Below are 19,374 nucleotides of genomic sequence, written 5' to 3'. Positions count from 1 at the left end.
TAAGTCTTTACAGATTGAAGTAGGTTGTTTTGTTACTCGGGATCGAATAGAAATAAACGGGCATTGGAGTGGTTGCGGGCAGCGCTTCCAAAGGCGGAGGGAATCTAGGTGATCAGTTCCGGTAACAGGGCCTTGAAAGCGCCAGAAGTCCGGCGATTGGATTTTGTATTCCTGAGAATTTGTCTAACGTGATAGGTGACGGTTCCGTTTTTGATCTGAAGGAGGTTGGCGATATCGTTATTGGTCATGTCTGCGACGATGCATCGGCTTATTTCCATTTGCCGTGGTGGCAGGGTTGGATGCATTGTGTTCAAATAATGGCTGACCAGGTTTTGCCTGACCAAATAGCGGGCTGAAAAAACCAGATGCCTGAGGTGGAACAGATTTTGCTTTATTTCCTTCATGGAAACCTGATGGCGGGTCCTGAGCAGGGTCAGGGAATTATTTTTGCTGCCAGAAATATTCTGGTATGGAAAATGCAGGCCATGTAATTGTGTAAAGTCTTTAAACAGCCTGATCAGTTCAGGAGGATTGGAAAGGTCATGTTTGTTCCATTCAAATTTTTTGTAATGGGCCGGTGAGTTATTGTTGATGCAGGCCAGCGGATTGTTCTTTAACGTAATGCCATCCTGCAGGCTTTTCAGTCTTGAATGCGGCAGGTTGCTGGCGCACAGGAATTGCGATTCGCCATCGTTAAAGGGAAAAGGCAGGTTTTCAATATAAACATAATATTCAAAACCGGTACTTTGCAGTGATTGCTTTAAAAACGCGAGTTGCTCTGCTTTGCTAAGTGGATTAAAAGCAGCATCAAGGCTTTGATCGGCTATCATTTTTATTTCTCTTGCTGATAATATATGTTACGCGTGGTTAATTTTTGTTAATGGTAGCTTGCGAGCAGGGATATGAGCGCGATAATGTGCGTTTATTTGATTTATTTCAAAAAATAAATTGAATTGAAAACAATCAATGGTTTATATGAAAATGATTTTTCTGTTCAGGAAAATAAATGGGGGAGAGAAAGTGCAATTGATCAAAGCCCTGGTTGCCTGGGTGACGCTTGTTTTGTTAACGGCATGCGGCAGCGGTTCTGTTTTATATGAAAGAACCGACGTCCACCTGGTTCTTCCATGTCACCAGAATGAAAGTGTTTGCCTGAAAAAAATGACAGACAGTTGTGTCAATACATGGTCGGGGAGGATGATGGAGAGCGAAATAAGACAGGAAGACGTGCCGGTTGCTTATGTCGTCTGTCGTCCGCCACGAGCAGAAACCGGTGGTCAAACTGCTGCTGCAAATTAAAAAACGCCCGGCCAGGCGTCTTTTAACTCAGGGAATGCCCGGATTCCGTCATTAACAAAGACCAAGTTGAAATTCTTCTTCCTGGTTTTTTTGATGATGGGCCTGAATATGCTCAACGATGCGTCCAGGGTCGTCTTCAACCACGAACAGATTAATATCGTTGGATGAAATGTAGTGATTTTCCAGCAATTGTTTTTTTATCCATTGCAGCAGGCCGTCCCAGAATTCGGATCCGACAAAAATAATCGGCGCTTTATGGGCTTTCCGGGTTTGAATCAGGGTAAGTGCTTCGAAGAGTTCGTCAAGGGTGCCGAAACCGCCAGGCAAAATGATGTAGCCCGAGCTGTTCATGAAAAATGTGGTTTTCCTTGAAACGAAATATTTGAAGTAAATGCTTTGTGACTGGAAGGGATTGTCTGACTGTTCATGTGGCAGCTTGATATTGAGCCCAATGCTGGTGCCACCCGCTTCAAAACAGCCCTTGTTGGCGGCCTCCATAATGCCGGGACCACCCCCTGAAATAATGCTGAACCCGGCTTGTGCCAGTTTTTGGCTGATCTCAATCGTTTTATGATAGTAGGGAGAATCTGTTTTTGTGCGGGCACTTCCGAATATACTTACAGCTGCTGAAATATCTTTTAAATGATTGGCGGCATCTTGTAACTCAGCAGAAATTTCCCTGATTTGTTCCTGGATGGTCGTTGTTTTTGTTACTGACATGAAAAAAACCTTATTACTTGTTGATGGATCTAGCTATTTGTACCGGGCTTTCCATGCAATGCCTGATTTAAGAAATGCATTGGGTGAGCCTACCGGCGCAATTTATGGTGTCATCAATATGATGCGCAAAATAAACCAAGACTATCAGGCTGATTATGTTGCCTGCATTTTTGATGCGAAAGGCAAAACATTTCGTGATGATTTATATCCTGACTACAAAGGGCACCGACCTCCCATGCCTGACGATCTGGCTTTGCAAATAGAACCTATTCACAAGGCCATTAGTGCCATGGGATGGCCTGTGATTGCAAAACCCGGGGTCGAGGCAGATGACATTATTGCCACTTTAGCAGAAATTGCCACACAAAATGATGTCAATACCATTATTTCAACGGGGGATAAGGATATCGCCCAACTGGTCAATGGACATGTCAGTATCGTTAATACCATGACCAATGAAACGCTGGACGTGGAAGGGGTAAAAAGCAAGTTTGGCGTGTTGCCTGAGCAGATTATTGATTATCTGATGCTGATTGGCGATTCGGTGGATAACGTGCCTGGTGTGCCTAAAGTGGGGCCGAAAACCGCTGTCAAGTGGTTGAACGAATATGGCTCTCTTGATAACCTGGTTGAAAATGCCGATAAAATCAAAGGAGTTGTTGGCAATAACCTGCGTGAAAATATCCCCAATTTTGCGCTTACCCGTCAGCTGATTACCATCAAGCGCGACTGCGAAATTGATGATTTCTTTTCAGACATGTCTGATCTGGCGCGCAAGCCACAGGATCCGGAAACACTCAGGGAAATTTTCGATCATTTCGGTTTCCGGACCTGGTTGCGCGAGTTGACCGGTGATGCCCAGGCAGTGCCACAACAGGATGCCAGGGTGGCCCATGATATTCCCGAGACACCTGAAACCGTTGATTACGTGACGGTGGATACCCCCGAATTGCTGGAAGACTGCCTGAAGCAGATCCAGGCCGCTTCGTTGGTGGCACTGGATACCGAAACCACCTCGCTGGACCCGATGATGGCATCGCTGGTGGGAACTTCCATGTCAATTCACCCCGGGCAAGGTTGGTATATTCCTCTGGCCCATAAAGGGAATATGTTGGCCCAACAACTGGATAAAACCATGGTGCTTGAAAAGCTAAGGCCATGGCTTGAGGATGACAGTGCGGCCAAGGTGCTGCAAAATGCCAAATATGACACGCATGTATTTGCCAATGAAGGTATTAAGCTGAAAGGTATACAGGATGACACCATGCTGATGGCATACGTGCTTGAATCACACCGCAGTGTTGGCATGCAAGATCTGGCGCAGCGTTATCTGGGCAGAAAAGGGGTGGACTACACCGATTTATGTGGCAAGGGAGCCCGCCAGATCGGTTTTGATGAAGTCGACATTGAAAAAGCTTCTTTCTATGCCTGCGAAGATACCGACTTCACCTTGCAGCTGGCTGGCCTGATGCACCCGTTGGTGGTGGCCGAAGAAGGGTTGGACCGGATTTACAGGCTTGAAATGTGGGTGTCCGAAGTGCTGGCCAAGATTGAGCGCAATGGCGTTAAAATTAACGAAAAAGCCTTGCAGCAGCAAAGCCACGAAATTGGCCAGAAGCTGGTGGAGCTGGAAAACAAGGCCTATGAACTGGCAGGCCAGCCGTTTAACCTGAACTCGCCCAAACAGCTGGCCGAGATTTTGTTTGAGCGCATGCAGTTGCCGGTTATCCGCAAAACGCCCAAGGGTGCGCCTTCAACCGATGAAGAAGTATTAACCAAACTGGCCCAGGATTACCCGCTGCCAGCTACCTTGCTTGAGTACCGTGGGCTGGCCAAGCTTAAATCCACTTATACCGACAAACTGCCCAAAATGATCAACCCCAGAACGGGACGGGTGCATACCAATTATGCGCAGGCTGCCGTCATTACAGGGCGCCTGGCTTCTTCCGACCCCAACTTGCAGAATATTCCGGTGCGCACCGAAGAGGGGCGCAAGGTAAGGACCGCTTTTGTGCCCGAAAAAGGGGGCGTCATCATGTCGGCTGACTACTCACAAATTGAGTTGCGGGTGATGGCGCATGTGTCAGATGATGCCAGCCTGCAATTGGCTTTTGCCCAAGGCAAGGATATTCACCGGGCAACCGCCTCTGAGGTATTTGGTGTGCCGCTGGAAGAAGTGAGCGCCGAGCAGCGCCGTGCCGCCAAGGCCATTAACTTTGGCCTGATTTACGGAATGGGTGCATTTGGATTGGCCAGCAATCTGGGTATTACCCGTGATGCGGCGCAATCTTACATTGACCGTTATTTTGAACGCTATCCGGGTGTGGCCACTTATATGAACCTTACCCGGGCCAAGGCCAATGAACAGGGGTATGTGGAAACCGTTTTTGGCCGCCGTTTATGGTTGCCTGAAATCAAGGGCGCCAAAGGTCCGCGTAAAGCTGCTGCGGAAAGGGCGGCGATTAATGCACCCATGCAGGGCACGGCGGCAGACCTGATTAAAATGGCCATGGTGGCCGTGCAGGAATGGATTGAAAAGGAAGGCCTGAAAACCATGATTATCATGCAGGTGCATGACGAATTGGTCTTGGAGGTACCCCAGGATGAGGTTGACTTGGTTAAATCCAGGTTGCCTGAACTTATGTGCGGTGTGGCGGAATTGAAGGTGCCCCTGGTGGCTGAGGTAGGGATGGGCCCGAATTGGGAGCAGGCCCATTGAATAGACAGTAGCAAACGCTTTGGGTACGGTTGCACCCAAAGCGTGATAGGGCGGGTGATTATTGGACAACCCTGGCACGCAAGGCATTGATGCGGTGCTCGATAGGCGGATGGGTAGAGAACAGGGCAGCCACATTCACTTTGCCGCTGATGCCCGAGGCGTTCAATTGCTGGGGCAGTTCGCCGGGAGTAAGGCCTCCCAGACGGGCCAGGGCATGAATCATGGGATCGGCCGAGCCCATGAGTTGTGCGGCGCCGGCATCGGCGCGGTATTCACGCTGGCGGGAGAACCAGGCAACAATGATGGAAGCCAGTATGCCAAAGACAATCTCACAGACGATCACGGAAATGTAATAGCCAATACCCACATCACGCTCGTTTTTGAGGATGACCCGGTCAACGACATAACCCACAACACGTGACAGGAAGACCACAAAGGTGTTGACGACACCCTGAATAAGGGTAAGGGTAACCATGTCACCGTTGGCCACGTGTGCCACTTCGTGCCCCAGAACGGCGGCGACTTCTTCTTCTGTCATGCTGTTGAGCAAACCGGTGGAAACGGCTACCAGTGCATCATTCTTGAAGGCGCCGGTGGCAAAAGCATTGGGCTCGCCTTCATAAATGGCAACTTCAGGATGGCCAATGCCGGCGCGGTCGGCCAATTGGTGAACGGTATCAACCAGCCAGGCTTCGGTGCTGTTGGCGGGGGAGGCCGGGTTAATGACACGGGCACCGGTGCTCCATTTTGCCATGGGTTTGCTAATAAGTAGCGAGATGATGGAGCCGGTGAAACCGACAACCGCTGAAAATGCGAGCAATTGCGTCATATCCAGACCGTTGGCAGTGATGAAGCGGTTAATGCCCAGGATATTTAACGTGACACTTAGCACAACCATTACGGCCAGGTTGGTCATAAGAAATAAAAAAATGCGTTTCATAAGGGGTTAAGCCTTTAAATCTAACTGTTTTCGGAAATGGGCTGCATCATAATATAGTTTAAATAAAATGATTAATACAGCAATATTGATTTGTTTAATAATTATATAAGGTGAATTCCCGTTATTTAAAGTGGCCTTGGGTATAGAATGATGATTTTCTTATTTCAGAATGTTCCTTTAAGGTCAGAAAGGCTATGCAATCGTTATGGATGCTTCTGGCGGCATTTATGTTCGCCATCATGGGGGCTTGTATCAAGCTGTCTTATGAGACGGGTTCAACCCTGGCCCTTATCGTGATAGCCCGTGGTTTGCCCTCCATTGTCGCGATTGTGTTGTGGGCGTTGCTAAGTCACCAGTCCCTGAAGCCGAAAAGCGTTAAATTGCATGTTTTACGTAACTTGTTTGGCGTAACGGCCATGTGGATGGGTTTCTATGGCTATTCCGTCTTGCCGTTATCAACCAGTACCAGCCTCAACTATACGTCTCCACTGTTTATTGCCTGTTTTTTGTTTTTTACCCATAAGGGTCCGAAAGATTCCATGCGCCTGCTGGCTGTGATTCTTGGTTTTATGGGGGTGTTGCTGGTGTTGCGTCCCACCATTACCGAAGACCAGTGGTTTGCTGCTTCGCTGGGTTTGATGTCGGGTGCCTTTGCCGGCATTGCCATGTTGCAAATCAAAGAGCTCGGAGCGATTGGTGAGCCTATCTGGAGAACCGTTTTCTATTTTTCCCTGATTGTGGTGTTAACCGGCTTCCTGGGGCTGAAAGCGCACGGCTATGGTGCTCCAACCCTGACAACCTGGCTGGCGCTGTTTGGCGTGGGCGTTAGCGGATTGATTGGCCAGCTTGCCCTTACCCGGGCTTTTGGTCAGGGTTCTCCAATCCTGACAGCGGCTTTGCAATACAGCACGATTATATTTGCGGCTATACTTGGTATTGTTTTCTGGGGCGATATCCCCGATTTATTGGCCTGGATAGGCATGGGGCTGATTATTCTGGCCGGATTGCTGTCTGCCTGGAGAACCATGCAATTGGCAGAAGCCGCCAGATCTGGAAAAAACAGGGCTGGTGCCTGAATCTGATCATTTTTTGAATTATCTGGAGCAAGAAAGTGGAACCCTTAATTTCAGCACTCGAGCTGCAAGACTTACTAAGCGATGATGATGCCCTGATCCTGCTGGATGCAAGGCATGATCTGGGTAATCATCAACTGGGCAGGGAACAATATCTCGAGGGGCATATTCCGGGCGCTATTTTTCTTGATCATGAGATTGATCTATGCGGCCCCAAAACAGGAAAGAATGGGCGGCACCCCTTGCCCGATCGTGAGGATTTTATCCGGCTATTAGGCAACCTGGGGATTGGCCCCCAGGCAAATATTGTGGTCTATGATGCCAGGGACAGTATGTTTGCCGCTCATTTATGGTGGATGTTACGGTGGGCGGGTTGCACCAAGGTAAGAGTGCTTAATGGAGGCTGGAGTGCCTGGGGCCAGATTAGCGGTGATATTGAACGTGAAAAACCGGCGCCGCGTTCGCCCGTCGTGTGGGGGGCGGGAAGCACTTCCATGGCTGTGGTCGATGCCAATGCCGTGTTGGCTAATATCAGGCAGCCTGTTTTTACAGTCATTGATGCGCGTGCTGAAAATCGTTTTCGAGGGGAAAATGAAACCATTGATCCTGTTGCCGGACATATTCCCGGGGCAATCAATTGGCCATTTTCCCGCAATCTGGATAGCGATGGTTTCTTTCGTCCTGTTCAGGAGCTTGAATCCGATTTTGCAGAACTGCTTGGCAAGCAAACGCCTGAAAAGATCATTCATCAATGCGGTTCGGGTATTAGCGCCTGCCATAACCTGCTGGCCATGGAGGTGGCGGGCCTGACGGGTTCTGCGCTTTACCCTGGATCTTGGAGCGAGTGGTGTAGTGACAGTTCCCGGCCTGTTGCGGTTGGCTAGCCATTAAATGCGCCAATATTAAACACGCCCTTGAAAGCGTTTTCCTTTCAAGGGCGTGTTTATTGTAGGTTTGACGTAATAGGGCTGCGGCCGGCAAATTAATTATTCATGATGCGGTTGTACCATTCATGAAAATGCCGCATGCCATCTTCCATCGGAGACTGGTAAGGGCCTGTTTCACTGGTGTTACGTTTGTGCAGGGCCAGTCTGCCCGCATCCATGCGTTCGGCAATTTCATCATCTTCAATGGCAGTTTCCATATAGGCAGCCCTCTGGGCTTCAATAAAATCACGCTCAAACATGGCAATTTCTTCAGGATAGTAAAATTCGACGATATTGACGGTTTTTTGTGGACTGACCGGGTATAGCGTGGATAAAACCAGTACATGGGGGTAAAGTTCTATCATATGTGTGGGATAGTAAGTGACCCAGATGGCACCAAAGTCTGGTTTCTGGCCCTGGCGGAACTTGAGCAGTTCATCGTGCCACTTTTTATAGACCCCGGAGCCGGGATTGGCCAGCGCCTGATGGATGCCTACATGCTGTGCGCTGAACCAGTCTCCAAACTCCCAGTCGAGATCATCACAGGTAACGAATTTGCCCAGTCCGGGATGGAAAGGCGCAACATGGTAATCTTCAAGGTAGACTTCAATGAAGGTTTTCCAGTTATAGTTGCATTCATGCACTTCCACATGGTCAAGGACGTAATCAGAGAAATCGAATTCGGGCTTGGCAAAAAGCCTGGCAAGGTCTGTCGCGGGGTCGCGCGGGCCTTCAAAAAGCAAGCCATGACAGTTTGAAAGTGGAAATTTTTGCAGATTCTTGCAGGGTTTTTGGTTAAATTGCGGGGCGCCCAGCAAAGTTCCCTGGTTGTCATAAGTCCAGCGGTGCAGGGGGCAGACAATATTGCCACCGTTTGCTTGCAAGTTGCCATGATTTTTGACGGCGCCGGTTACATTGCCGGCTTCGCCACCCAGCATAATGGCCTGGCGGTGGCGGCAAACGTTGGATAACAGTTCAGGGCCATTTTTGTTGCGAACCAGAATTCGCCCGGCCTGTTCCTGAGCCAGGGTTCTCCAGTCTCCTGAATCGGGTACCATTTTTTCGTTACCAACGTAACAGGCAGATTGTTTGAAGATTTGCTCTTGTTCCCTGGCAAAGACATTCTCGTCAAAATAGACATGTACCGGTAATTGGGTTTGTGCCGGTTCAACATGCTGCATGGATGCAATGGCTGACATTTTGTGGATCCCCCGCATAAAAAAAATAAAGCCGCCTCACCAAGGGTCATGAGCCGGCAAATTGTTGAAATAAAATGTATTATTAAATTGTACCGAAAATTCAATGCCTTAATATTAAAAAGGTGATGGCGATTATTATTTTTTACGGTTTGTAAAAGCGGTGCGGATTGAAAAATACGTAAAACTATTAAAATATGGCCCTTGCCAGGCGATGATTTCGTACAATACCGGATTATTTGAATTTTTCTGGAGTGCCCCTTGTCAGAATCAACCGAAAAACTGGATGTCCTTGATTTGCCAAAGGATTTTGAGTCTGCCCTGAAAGAGCTTGAAGAAATTGTGCAGTCAATGGAAAGCGATGTGCTTTCCCTGGAGGCATCTTTACAGGCCTACGAAAGAGGGGTGGCACTGGCGCGGGTCTGCCAGGAACGTCTGGATGCCGCTGAACAACAGGTTCAGGTGCTTCAGAATAATTTGTTGCGTCCTGTACAAATCGAGGTTGAATAAGCAATGAGTACAGGTTCAATGCATTTTCAGGATTGGCTTGCAGCCTGTGTCAACAATGTGGAGGCGGCACTTGAAAAGGCGCTTCCTGGCGCTAACGAGGTGCCTGTTGAATTGCACGAGGCCATGCGCTATGCCACGCTGGGTGGTGGCAAAAGAATTCGTGCCACACTGGTATATGCTGCAGGCAGGGCTGCCCTGCAACAGGGCGTTGCGATAGATTCTTACAGCCATGCGCTTGACAAGGCTGCCGCGGCAGTAGAGCTGATTCATGCTTACTCACTGATTCATGATGATTTGCCTTGCATGGATGATGATGTCTTGCGCAGGGGGCAGCCTACCGTGCATGTGCGGTTTGGTGAGGCTACCGCGATGCTGGCAGGTGATGCCCTGCAACCGCTGGCTTTTTCCGAGCTTGCGCAAATGCCGGTGGCACCCGCTTTGGTGGTGCAGGCCGTACAGGTGCTTGGGCGAGTGGCCGGGAGTCTGGGTATGGTGGGTGGCCAGGCGATAGATCTGGCCAGTGTCAACCAGACGCTGACCCTTGAGCAGCTGCAGTTCATGCATCGCCTGAAAACGGGCGCGCTTATCGAAGGCAGTGTTTTGCTGGGTGCTATTGTTACCGGTGCCACCTCTGAAACCAGACGTGCACTGGAAACCTACGGTTCTGCCATTGGTTTGGCCTTTCAGATTGTTGATGATATTCTTGATGTCACGGTTGATACCGAAGGCCTGGGTAAAACGGCGGGCAAGGATGCTGATGAAAACAAGCCCACCTATGTCTCAATCATGGGTCTTGAAGAGTCCCGGGATTTTGCCCGGAAATTGTATGAAGTGGCCATCGAGGCCATTAAACCATTAGGTGATTCTGCTATTCGACTCAAAGAGTTGGCCGATTTCATTATTCACCGCAGTTATTGATGTGAAGCGTATTAATGTCAAATTTTCTAGAAAAGCTCAACGTTCCCGATGATGTCAGAAAACTAAGCCGCCCGGAGCTTGAGCAGGCGGCCGGCGAGCTTCGGTCTTTTATTATTCGTTCGGTATCAAAAACCGGTGGTCACCTGTCGTCCAATCTTGGAACGGTAGAGCTTACGCTTGCACTTCATTATGTGTTTAATACGCCGCATGACCGGATCATCTGGGATGTCGGGCATCAATCTTACCCGCATAAAATCCTTACCGGTCGACGTGAGGGTATGGCGCATTTACGCCAGGAAGGCGGTATTTCCGGTTTTCCCAAGCGTAGCGAATCAGAATACGACGCTTTTGGCACCGCTCATTCTTCCACGTCCATTTCGGCTGCCTTGGGTATGGCCGTGGCTTCGCGTAATCTGCAAATAGAGCGCCAGCATATTGCCGTTATCGGTGATGGTTCCATGACGGCAGGCATGGCCTATGAAGCGTTGAACAATGCCGGTGTCACCCCCGGGATTAATTTGCTGGTTATCCTCAACGATAACGATATGTCCATTTCCCCTCCGGTTGGGGCGCTTAACAAGTATCTGGCCAGATTATTGTCGGGTACGCTTTATCAGGAAGCCCGCAGTGTGGGCAAGGCGGTGTTGGGGCAGTTTCCCGCTCCTGTCATGGAAATGGCCCGTAAAGTGAAAGGGCATGCCAAAGGCATATTGGGTTCGGCCACCTGGTTTGAAGAGTTCGGCTTTAATTATGTGGGCCCCATAGATGGTCATGATCTGGATGCCCTGGTGCCGACCTTGCAAAACCTGCGTCAAATGGGCGGTCTGCAATTCCTGCATGTGGTAACCAAAAAAGGGCAGGGTTATAAACTGGCCGAAGCCGATCCCATCCTGTATCACGGGCCTGGTAAATTTGACCCTGAAGTGGGTATCCAGAAACCGTCCAAGCCCGGCAAGCAAACATTTACCCAGGTTTTTGGGCATTGGTTGTGCGATATGGCCTCGCAAGATGAAAAGCTGGTTGGTATCACGCCTGCCATGCGGGAAGGCAGCGGTATGGTCGAGTTTGAAAAACGGTTTCCGGCCCGTTACTTCGATGTGGGCATTGCCGAACAGCATTCGGTCACTTTTGCGGCCGGTATTGCCTGTGAAGGCCTTAAACCGGTCCTGGCTATTTATTCCACTTTTCTGCAAAGGGGGTATGATCAGCTTATTCACGATGTTGCCCTGCAAAATCTTGATGTTACTTTTGCACTTGACCGTGCGGGACTGGTGGGAGCCGACGGTGCCACCCATGCCGGTAACTATGATATTGCATTTTTGCGTTGTATTCCCAATATGGTGGTGGCGGTCCCCTCGGATGAAAATGAGGCGCGTTTGTTGCTGAACACCTGTTACCACTATAAAGGGCCGGCGTCCGTACGTTATCCCAGGGGAGCGGGCGTGGGGGCAAGTGTCAGTGATACCCTGGATCCGGTAACATTAGGCAAGGGGCTGGTGCGCCGTGAGGGTACACGTTTGGCTATCCTGGCTTTTGGGCCTTTGCTGCATGCGGCCTTGCCGGTTGCTGAAAAATTGAATGCAACGCTGGTTGACATGCGTTTTGTAAAGCCCATTGATGCAGAGCTGATCAAACAGTTAGCGGCATCACATGAGGTATTTGTAACACTGGAAGAAGGTAGTGTAATGGGGGGCGCAGGTAGCGCTGTTGCAGAGTTCATGAGCGCGTTTGGACTTTGCAAACCCATTTTGCAGCTTGGCTTGCCTGATCGCTTTATTGATCACGGTGATCAGGCTGCGCTCTTGAAAAGTGTGGGTCTTGATTCTGACGGAATCGAGGCGGCAATCCACGCACGTTTTAAATCCGTTTTGAATATTACTTAGGTTTTGAATATATGAATTCCATAATTGGCCCGGACGAGTTGATGCCCGACGTGCAAAGTTCCCAGGACTTGCGTCATATACCAATTGAACGCGTAGGAATCAGGCGTGTAAAACACCCCATGCTGGTGCAGGCTGCCGATGGTTCAGTGCAGCCTACCATTGCTGAATGGACGCTTACCGTATTTTTGCCAGAACATGAAAAAGGGACTCACATGTCCCGTTTCGTGGCCTTGCTTGAGCGTTACCGCTCACAAGCCATGACCATTGAGCTTTTCAAGGAAATGGCTCGCGAGATGCTGCCTTTGCTGCATGCGGAAAAAGGTGATCTGACGGTTTCTTTTCCGTACTTTATTAACAAGAGTGCACCGGTTTCAGGTGTGGAAAGCCTGATGGATTACCAGGTTACCTGGTTTGCGGTTGCCCGTGGCAATGAGGTCGAGTTCGAATTTAATGTGGTTGTGCCGGTAATGAGCCTTTGTCCGTGCTCTAAAGCCATTTCCGCTTATGGGGCTCACAACCAGCGCTCACACATTACCGTACAGCTGGTTGCAGATAGTTCGTATACGATGGAATCGGTCATCAAAACCGTTGAAAAGCAGGCATCATGTGAGTTGTGGGGCTTGTTAAAACGCCCTGATGAGAAGTATGTGACTGAACACTCTTACGATAACCCCAAGTTTGTCGAAGACCTGATTCGTGACGTGGCGGCCAATATCAGGAAAATCCCCCAGCTCAGGCGTTATAAAATCGAAGCCGAAAACTTTGAATCCATTCATAATCATTCGGCTTATGCAGTGATAGAAGGATGATACTCGTGATATGTCGCAAGTTTGCGACATATTACGAATTGCCCTCCCAAGTATCTAAAAACAAAACAAAATCTTAAGAATTTTTTGTTCGTTTTTAAAAATTATGTTATATTTGACGGTTTCTTGCTCGACTTATCTTTTATTGCAGGTTTAATTTGGTGTTTTGGAATTAAGCCTTGGTGGCAAAAGCGTAGGCGGGCTGTCAGTTGCCATTGTCATTAATGGCAAGATATCCTTAAGGAGTTATTATGCGTCACTACGAAGTAGTGTTTATCGTGCACCCGGACCAAAGTGAACAGGTCCCTGCAATGATCGAACGTTATCAAGCTTTGGTAACAGGCAACAATGGTGTTGTCCACCGTCTTGAAGACTGGGGTCGTCGTCAATTGGCATACCCAATTCAAAAACTGGTTAAAGCCCATTACGTGTGTATGAACATCGAGTGCAACCAGGAAACGCTTGACGAGCTGGAACACTCTTTCCGCTACAACGATGCTGTTTTACGCAATCTGGTTATCAAAACCAATAAAGCGCACACAGAAGCATCTATCATGATGAAATCTGTCGAGCGTGAAGAAGCGCGTAAAGCAACTGCCGAGTCATCTGCAGAGCAGGATAGCGAAGAGTAATCAGCTGGTTATTGTTTGTGAACCAGGTTCAATTGCAGGCCAGGCTACTTGAAGTCAAGCCTTTACGGCATACTCCGGCAGGCTTGCCAGCACTGGATCTTGTGCTTCAGCATCAATCGGAAATTATTGAAGCTTCACATCCGCGCATGATTGAATTGATCATTCACGCAAGGATACTAGGGGAAACCGCCATGGTAATGTCAGGTGTTGCATTGGGAAGCGAAGTGCGTGTCAAGGGCTTTCTGGCCCAGGCCCGTAAAAATTCCGGACGTGTCATTCTGCATATCCAGAGCGTTCAGTTCCCATCAAACGCTGTTGCAATGGTTCACTCTACTGTCTGAAATACTTAAAGTTCAGGGCATAAAGCTCTTTTATGAATTCGAGGCGCAGGCCTCACACACGAATAAAGGCAAAAATCATGGCTTTCATGAAAAAAGGCAAGGACAAACGCAGCAAATTCACGCAGCAAAATCCATTGTTCAAACGTCGTAAATTCTGCCGCTTTACAGCAGCAGGTGTTGAAGAAGTCGATTACAAAGATGTTGATACATTACGTGACTTCATCACGGAAACAGGCAAGATCATTCCTGCCCGTTTAACAGGTACAAAAGCAAACTACCAGCGCCAGCTTGATTCTGCCATCAAGCGTGCCCGTTTCCTGGCTTTGCTTCCATACACTGACAACCACAAATAATTAAGGATTATTAATCATGCAAGTTATTTTGCTAGAAAAAATCGGCAATTTGGGTAACCTGGGTGAGGTTGTTCGTGTTCGTGATGGTTACGCACGCAATTTCCTGATCCCTCAGAAAAAAGCCCGCCGCGCTACTGAAGCCGCCTTGAAAGAGTTTGAAGCACGTCGTGCAGAACTTGAAAAAGTCCAGGCTGAAAAACTGGCTGCAGCACAGGCTGTCAGCGAAAAGCTGAGCGGTTATGTGGTTGTTATCAACCAGAAAGCCGGTGTAGACGGCCGCCTGTTTGGTTCCGTTACCAATATGGATATTGCTGCTGCTCTGGTTGCTGCCGGCTTTGAATCAGTTGAAAAACAACAGGTTCGTTTGCCAGATGGCGCCCTGAAAGCGGTTGGAGAGTATCCTGTACAGGTTCACCTGCATGCAGACGTTAATGCCGACATCACCGTTGCAGTTCAAGGCGATATGGCTTAACAGGCAGTTTTTTAAAACTGTCAAACGTGTAAAAGCCGGCAATAGCCGGCTTTTTTACGTATATACTTACAGCTTGCATCGGATAAAACTATCCTGGTTTTATGCAACTTCTTTCTTTACGCGTAAGCTTTGCGCGCTTCATTAAACACGTCCCATATTTTAATCAGCATGAATGTAGTCGACCCACAAATTGAATCACTTCGCCTGCCCCCTCACTCCATAGAGGCCGAGCAGTCGGTCCTGGGTGGTCTGTTATTGGATAACTCGGCACTTGAGCATATTTCGGATATCCTGAGTGAAGATGATTTCTATCGTCATGATCATCGTGTCATTTGGCGTCATGTCTGTAAAATCATAAATCTGGACAGGCCGGCAGACGTCGTCACTATTTACGAATCCCTTGAAACGGAAGGCAAGGCAGAGGAAATTGGTGGTCTTGCTTATCTTAATGCCCTGGCGCAAAATACGCCTTCTGCCGCCAATATTCGACGCTACGCGGAAATTGTCCGCGAGCGGGCCATGTTGCGCAAACTGGTAAGCATTGCCGATGAAATTGCCTCCGAGGCCTTGAACCCCAAAGGCAAGGAAGCACGTCAGTTACTTGATGAAGCGGAAGCCCGGATTTTCAAGATCGCCCAGGAAGGAACCCGCAGCGAGAATGATTTCCATGAAATGAGCAAATTGCTGATTGATGTGGTGGACCGGATTGATGAACTGGCGCACCGGGACAATGTGTCGGATGTGACCGGTGTGCCAACCGGTTTTGTGGATCTTGATCGAAAAACATCGGGTATGCACCCCGGAGATCTTATCATTGTTGCGGGTCGTCCATCCATGGGTAAAACCTCGTTTTCCATGAATATTGGTGAACACGTGGCCATCGACCAGGGTTTGCCGGTTGCTGTTTTTTCCATGGAAATGGGTGCGGTTCAGCTGGCCGCCCGTATGCTGGGTTCAGTGGGGCGCCTTGACCAGCAACGGATGCGTACCGGACGTTTGCTGGACGATGACTGGCCCAAAATCACCCATGCCATGCAGCTCATGCAAAATGCGCAGATTTTCATTGATGAAACACCCGGTCTGAATCCCATTGATCTTCGTGCCCGTGCCCGACGGCTGACCCGTAAATGCGGTCAGCTGGGTGTTATTATCATCGACTACCTTCAGTTGATGTCAGGTAGCGGCAGTGGTGGTAAAAATGAAAACAGGACGGCTGAAATTTCTGAAATCAGCCGTTCCTTAAAGGGTTTGGCACGTGAATTGAATTGCCCGGTTATTGCTTTGTCCCAGCTTAACCGTAGTCTTGAGCAGCGCACCAATAAACGGCCTATCATGAGTGACCTGCGTGAATCAGGGGCGATTGAACAGGATGCCGACCTGATTCTGTTTATTTACCGTGACGAGGTTTATCATCCGGAAACCCAGGACAAGGGTACGGCTGAAATTATTATTGGCAAACAACGTAATGGCCCCATCGGTACCGTGAAAATGACTTTTGCGGGTGAAAGCACCAAGTTCCTTAATTATATGGGTTCTGGTGACAGCTTTATCGCAGATTAACCTTGCCTGCAATGCGGGCTTATGCATAAATCTGGTACTAACAAAAAACCTGCGATCGAAAGATGGCAGGTTGCAGACATCAATAATAAGAACTCCGGGGCGCCAAGCCATTCAGCCATAAGACATGAACAGATCGCCCGCGGAAAATCATGCGACCTTATTTTCTATAAAGCATCGCTGGCGTAGTCGGCCAGGCGTGAGCGTTCGCCTTTTTGCAGGGTGATATGACCCGAGTGTGACCATCCCTTGAAGCGGTCAACCACATAGGTCAGCCCCGAGCTGCCCTCGGTTAAGTAAGGGGTGTCAATTTGAGCAATATTACCCAGGCAAACAATTTTGGTGCCAGGGCCCGCCCGGGTAATAAGTGTTTTCATTTGTTTGGGTGTCAGGTTTTGTGCTTCATCAATAATGAGAAATTTGTTAAGGAAGGTGCGTCCACGCATGAAGTTAAGCGATTTAACCTTAATGTGTGACTTGATGACCTCTTTGCTGGCGCTGCGGTCCCAGTCTCCGGCCTCTGAGTGAATGCCAGAATTCAGGAACTCCAGGTTGTCTTCCAGGGCGCCCATCCAGGGTTGCATTTTTTCTTCTTCGGTGCCGGGTAAAAAGCCAATGTCCTCACCCACAGGAACGGTTACCCTTGTCATGATAATTTCGCTATATCGCTTGGTTTCCAGTACCTGTGTAAGGCCCGACGCCAGCGCAAGAAGCGTTTTGCCAGTGCCAGCCTGCCCTAAAAGAGAAACAAAGTCACAGTCGGGATTCATGAGCAGGTTGAGGGCAAAGTTCTGTTCACGGTTGCGTGCCGTGACTCCCCAGACATTATTCTTTTTGTGTGTGTAGTCGCGTAAAGTGGCTAATACTGCGGTTTTGCCACTTACTTCTTTGACTTGTGCATATAAAGGGGTGTCGCCTTCAAGATAAACAAATTCATTGATAATGAATTCGGGGCACAGGGGCCCTTTGATCTTGTAATAGGTAATGCCACCTTGCATCCAGGATTCCACATCTTTACCGTGTCGGGACCAGAAATTGGCCGGCAATTGCATAATGCCATCATAGAGCAGGTCGGAATCCTCAAGCGAGTGGTCGTTCAGGTAGTCTTCGGCTTCCATGCCAAGGGCACGGGCCTTCAGGCGCATGTTGATGTCTTTGGACACCAGAATGACCTGTCGCTTGGGCTGTTGTTTTTGCAGGGTTTGCACGACACTCAGAATCATGTTGTCGGCTTTGCCGGTGGGCAGGCTGATCCCCAGATCGCTTTCCATGTTTGAAGTCTGAAACAGCAACAGGCCGGTTGCGTCTTTATTTCCCAGCGCATTAAGCGACATGCCATGCAGGATATCGGTGGTTTCTGCAGCCAGGGCATCCAGAGAGCGGCTGACTTGCCGTGCATTGCGGGCCACTTCAGTCATGCCTTTTTTATGATGGTCCAGTTCTTCAAGTGTCATCATGGGCAGGAAAATATCGTGTTCCTGAAAGCGGAACAGCGAAGAAGGGTCGTGCAGTAATACGTTGGTATCCAGTACAAACAGTTTTTTTGTTTCTGTGGCGGCAGTGGTTGCTGTTTTGACGGCCGTTTTTTTGGGGGTTGGAGTTGTTTTTACGGCAGCGGTTTTGGTGGCTGTTGGCGAAGGCTGTTTGACGGCCACGCTTTTTGCCGCGGTTTTACTGGCTGCTTTTGTGGCGGTTGGGCGGGTGGTTTTTGCCGGTTGAGCCATGTCTGCCGCGACCGCAGTTGCTGCAGCCGGCATGTCAGCCACGTTTGCCTTGGGGCGTGCACGGGCTGCCGTGGCAGCTGTTCTGGTTTTCGGTGTGGCGATAGAGCCAATATCAATTGTATCGGCAGGTTTCGTAGGCAACTTGGGTAGTGGCATTCGTTATACTCTTGTTCCGGGTTTACCTGCATGCGCTGGCATGCAGTCAATGGGTTAGACTGTGTTTAGACAATTTCCTTGATGGCTTCAAGTACCTTGTCTGCATGGCCGGGAACTTTCAGGCCACGCCATTCCTTTACCAGGATTCCCTGACTGTTGATCAGGAAGGTGCTGCGCTCAATTCCCCTGACTTGTTTGCCATACATGTTTTTCAGTTTCATGACGCCAAACTGGTTGCATAATTGCTCTTCAGGATCGGCAATCAGGGGGAAGGGCAATCCATGTTTGTTACTGAAATTGGTGTGTGTTTTCAGGGAGTCGCGTGAAACACCGATAATCTCCGTATTCAGAGTCTTGAACTGTTCATATCGGTCGCGAAAGTCCTGTGCCTCTACGGTGCAACCAGGCGTGTTGTCTTTTGGATAAAAATACAAGACAACATTTTTACCCTTGAGTGTATCCAGGTCTATGGGCCCCAGATGGCTTTCCGCCTTGAAGGCCGGTGCTTTTTCTCCTGCTACGGGTAAATCACTCATTCAATCATTTCCTTTATCTTCGTTTAACATTAGTGCAACGGCAACATTGCGTCCTTCTGACATTAACACATTATAGGTGCGTGCAGCGGCCTGTGAATCCATACACTCAATGCCTATTCTGGCTTTTAACAAGGGGGCCAGGATTTGAGGGGAAATAAATACCTGTTTGGCGCCGGTTCCAATAAGCAGGATATCAGGGGCATTATCGTAAGATGAGGGGGCGTTATCATCCAGAAAATCCAAGGCACTGGACGGCCTGGCAGTCACACCGGCCGCCAGCTCCAGCAATTGGGTGGTGATGTCCGAGACTTTCCTGACAGGCCAGGTGGTTATCGGGCCTTCGGGCTTGAAACAGATGGCGTTTTCGTAGCGGACATCATTAACATCAATATGACTGTCACCATATCGGGTAACGGTATTCAACGCAGAGCGTTCAACTTTCTGTAATTGCACTTTTTCTCCTTATGCGTACTAATCATATTCTATCCATATTTCATGTTTGTGATGACTTGAGGGGCATCATGGCAATTGAATGCCTGTTATGTGATTATCGATCCATTCCTGCATTAAAATGGAAAAAAGATGTTTTTATACAAATTTTTACGAAACCGCA

The 19,374-nt window shown here is 48.9% G+C and carries 20 protein-coding genes; 13 read left to right on the top strand and 7 right to left on the bottom strand.

Going from position 1 to position 19,374, the window contains the following annotated elements:
• Positions 1–104: 104 nt before the first annotated feature.
• On the bottom strand, positions 105–830 hold the full coding sequence (locus tag IE074_RS03425) for a helix-turn-helix transcriptional regulator (RefSeq protein ID WP_189384056.1): 726 nt from the start codon (positions 828–830) through the stop codon (positions 105–107).
• 190 nt (positions 831–1,020) lie between these two features.
• Between IE074_RS03425 and IE074_RS03420 the strand changes: the two genes are divergently transcribed.
• Positions 1,021–1,299, top strand: a complete 279-nt coding sequence (locus IE074_RS03420; RefSeq protein WP_189384055.1) for a hypothetical protein — start codon at positions 1,021–1,023, stop codon at positions 1,297–1,299.
• A gap of 51 nt (positions 1,300–1,350) precedes the next feature.
• Here the strand turns inward: IE074_RS03420 and IE074_RS03415 are convergent, their stop codons facing one another.
• Positions 1,351–2,019: an LOG family protein gene (locus IE074_RS03415; RefSeq protein WP_189384054.1), complete on the bottom strand. Its 669-nt coding sequence runs from the start codon at positions 2,017–2,019 to the stop codon at positions 1,351–1,353.
• Between IE074_RS03415 and polA the strand changes: the two genes are divergently transcribed.
• Complete coding sequence (gene polA, locus IE074_RS03410; protein ID WP_189384053.1) at positions 2,018–4,738, top strand: DNA polymerase I; 2,721 nt, start codon at positions 2,018–2,020, stop codon at positions 4,736–4,738. The genes IE074_RS03415 and polA overlap by 2 nt on opposite strands.
• A 58-nt stretch (positions 4,739–4,796) precedes the next feature.
• Here the strand turns inward: polA and htpX are convergent, their stop codons facing one another.
• Positions 4,797–5,678: a protease HtpX gene (gene htpX, locus IE074_RS03405; protein ID WP_189384052.1), complete on the bottom strand. Its 882-nt coding sequence runs from the start codon at positions 5,676–5,678 to the stop codon at positions 4,797–4,799.
• Between the two features lie 194 nt (positions 5,679–5,872).
• Here htpX and IE074_RS03400 point away from each other — a divergent pair, with 194 nt between their 5' ends.
• Together IE074_RS03400 and IE074_RS03395 are read left to right on the top strand one after the other, a co-directional pair.
• Positions 5,873–6,754, top strand: coding sequence for a DMT family transporter (locus tag IE074_RS03400; protein ID WP_189384051.1), 882 nt, complete (start codon positions 5,873–5,875; stop codon positions 6,752–6,754).
• 35 nt (positions 6,755–6,789) lie between these two features.
• Complete coding sequence (locus tag IE074_RS03395; protein WP_189384050.1) at positions 6,790–7,635, top strand: sulfurtransferase; 846 nt, start codon at positions 6,790–6,792, stop codon at positions 7,633–7,635.
• Between the two features lie 98 nt (positions 7,636–7,733).
• On the opposite strand, the gene IE074_RS03390 is transcribed toward IE074_RS03395, so the two are convergent.
• Positions 7,734–8,876, bottom strand: a complete 1,143-nt coding sequence (locus IE074_RS03390; RefSeq protein WP_189384049.1) for an aromatic ring-hydroxylating oxygenase subunit alpha — start codon at positions 8,874–8,876, stop codon at positions 7,734–7,736.
• Between the two features lie 258 nt (positions 8,877–9,134).
• On the opposite strand from IE074_RS03390, the gene IE074_RS03385 reads away from it, so the two are divergent.
• The 9 genes from IE074_RS03385 to IE074_RS03345 all read left to right on the top strand — a co-directional run bounded on the left by IE074_RS03385 (position 9,135) and on the right by IE074_RS03345 (position 16,348).
• Entirely contained in the window at positions 9,135–9,383 is a 249-nt protein-coding gene (locus IE074_RS03385; protein ID WP_189384048.1) for an exodeoxyribonuclease VII small subunit, read from the top strand.
• Between the two features lie 3 nt (positions 9,384–9,386).
• On the top strand, positions 9,387–10,301 hold the full coding sequence (locus tag IE074_RS03380) for a polyprenyl synthetase family protein (protein WP_189384047.1): 915 nt from the start codon (positions 9,387–9,389) through the stop codon (positions 10,299–10,301).
• A 14-nt stretch (positions 10,302–10,315) separates the two neighbouring features.
• Positions 10,316–12,184 (top strand): 1-deoxy-D-xylulose-5-phosphate synthase, encoded by a 1,869-nt coding sequence (gene dxs / locus IE074_RS03375; protein WP_189384046.1) that lies wholly within the window; start codon positions 10,316–10,318, stop codon positions 12,182–12,184.
• A gap of 11 nt (positions 12,185–12,195) precedes the next feature.
• Entirely contained in the window at positions 12,196–12,993 is a 798-nt protein-coding gene (gene folE2 / locus IE074_RS03370; RefSeq protein WP_189384045.1) for a GTP cyclohydrolase FolE2, read from the top strand.
• A gap of 248 nt (positions 12,994–13,241) precedes the next feature.
• A complete protein-coding gene (gene rpsF / locus IE074_RS03365) occupies positions 13,242–13,622 on the top strand; it encodes a 30S ribosomal protein S6 (protein WP_189384044.1) in 381 nt (126 codons plus the stop codon).
• Between the two features lie 17 nt (positions 13,623–13,639).
• Positions 13,640–13,963: a primosomal replication protein N gene (gene priB, locus IE074_RS03360; RefSeq protein WP_189384043.1), complete on the top strand. Its 324-nt coding sequence runs from the start codon at positions 13,640–13,642 to the stop codon at positions 13,961–13,963.
• A gap of 77 nt (positions 13,964–14,040) precedes the next feature.
• On the top strand, positions 14,041–14,316 hold the full coding sequence (gene rpsR, locus IE074_RS03355) for a 30S ribosomal protein S18 (protein WP_189384042.1): 276 nt from the start codon (positions 14,041–14,043) through the stop codon (positions 14,314–14,316).
• Positions 14,317–14,332: 16 nt separating this feature from the next.
• Positions 14,333–14,788, top strand: a complete 456-nt coding sequence (gene rplI / locus IE074_RS03350; RefSeq protein WP_189384041.1) for a 50S ribosomal protein L9 — start codon at positions 14,333–14,335, stop codon at positions 14,786–14,788.
• 168 nt (positions 14,789–14,956) lie between these two features.
• On the top strand, positions 14,957–16,348 hold the full coding sequence (locus tag IE074_RS03345; protein WP_189384040.1) for a replicative DNA helicase: 1,392 nt from the start codon (positions 14,957–14,959) through the stop codon (positions 16,346–16,348).
• A gap of 164 nt (positions 16,349–16,512) precedes the next feature.
• On the opposite strand, the gene IE074_RS03340 is transcribed toward IE074_RS03345, so the two are convergent.
• The 3 genes from IE074_RS03340 to IE074_RS03330 form a co-directional block, all read right to left on the bottom strand.
• Positions 16,513–18,225, bottom strand: coding sequence for a PhoH family protein (locus IE074_RS03340; RefSeq protein WP_189384039.1), 1,713 nt, complete (start codon positions 18,223–18,225; stop codon positions 16,513–16,515).
• 65 nt (positions 18,226–18,290) lie between these two features.
• Complete coding sequence (locus IE074_RS03335; RefSeq protein ID WP_189384038.1) at positions 18,291–18,761, bottom strand: peroxiredoxin; 471 nt, start codon at positions 18,759–18,761, stop codon at positions 18,291–18,293.
• Positions 18,762–19,214, bottom strand: coding sequence for an Mth938-like domain-containing protein (locus IE074_RS03330; protein WP_189384037.1), 453 nt, complete (start codon positions 19,212–19,214; stop codon positions 18,762–18,764).
• Positions 19,215–19,374 lie beyond the last annotated feature (160 nt).

The organism is Advenella faeciporci (assembly GCF_014652395.1).
GTDB lineage: Bacteria > Pseudomonadota > Gammaproteobacteria > Burkholderiales > Burkholderiaceae_B > Advenella > Advenella faeciporci.
The sequence above is the reverse complement of the archived record's forward strand: the minus strand, read 5'-3'. Positions and strand labels throughout refer to the sequence as shown.

Coding starts and splice junctions, on each gene's coding strand:
- rpsF (WP_189384044.1), top strand. CDS start 13,242: ATGCGTCACTACGAAGTAGTGTTTATCGTGCACCCGGACCAAAGTGAA.
- rplI (WP_189384041.1), top strand. CDS start 14,333: ATGCAAGTTATTTTGCTAGAAAAAATCGGCAATTTGGGTAACCTGGGT.
- IE074_RS03415 (WP_189384054.1), bottom strand. CDS start 2,019: ATGTCAGTAACAAAAACAACGACCATCCAGGAACAAATCAGGGAAATT.
- IE074_RS03340 (WP_189384039.1), bottom strand. CDS start 18,225: ATGCCACTACCCAAGTTGCCTACGAAACCTGCCGATACAATTGATATT.
- rpsR (WP_189384042.1), top strand. CDS start 14,041: ATGGCTTTCATGAAAAAAGGCAAGGACAAACGCAGCAAATTCACGCAG.
- IE074_RS03380 (WP_189384047.1), top strand. CDS start 9,387: ATGAGTACAGGTTCAATGCATTTTCAGGATTGGCTTGCAGCCTGTGTC.
- IE074_RS03345 (WP_189384040.1), top strand. CDS start 14,957: ATGAATGTAGTCGACCCACAAATTGAATCACTTCGCCTGCCCCCTCAC.
- IE074_RS03390 (WP_189384049.1), bottom strand. CDS start 8,876: ATGTCAGCCATTGCATCCATGCAGCATGTTGAACCGGCACAAACCCAA.
- dxs (WP_189384046.1), top strand. CDS start 10,316: ATGTCAAATTTTCTAGAAAAGCTCAACGTTCCCGATGATGTCAGAAAA.
- polA (WP_189384053.1), top strand. CDS start 2,018: ATGAAAAAAACCTTATTACTTGTTGATGGATCTAGCTATTTGTACCGG.
- IE074_RS03335 (WP_189384038.1), bottom strand. CDS start 18,761: ATGAGTGATTTACCCGTAGCAGGAGAAAAAGCACCGGCCTTCAAGGCG.
- htpX (WP_189384052.1), bottom strand. CDS start 5,678: ATGAAACGCATTTTTTTATTTCTTATGACCAACCTGGCCGTAATGGTT.
- IE074_RS03400 (WP_189384051.1), top strand. CDS start 5,873: ATGCAATCGTTATGGATGCTTCTGGCGGCATTTATGTTCGCCATCATG.
- IE074_RS03425 (WP_189384056.1), bottom strand. CDS start 830: ATGATAGCCGATCAAAGCCTTGATGCTGCTTTTAATCCACTTAGCAAA.
- folE2 (WP_189384045.1), top strand. CDS start 12,196: ATGAATTCCATAATTGGCCCGGACGAGTTGATGCCCGACGTGCAAAGT.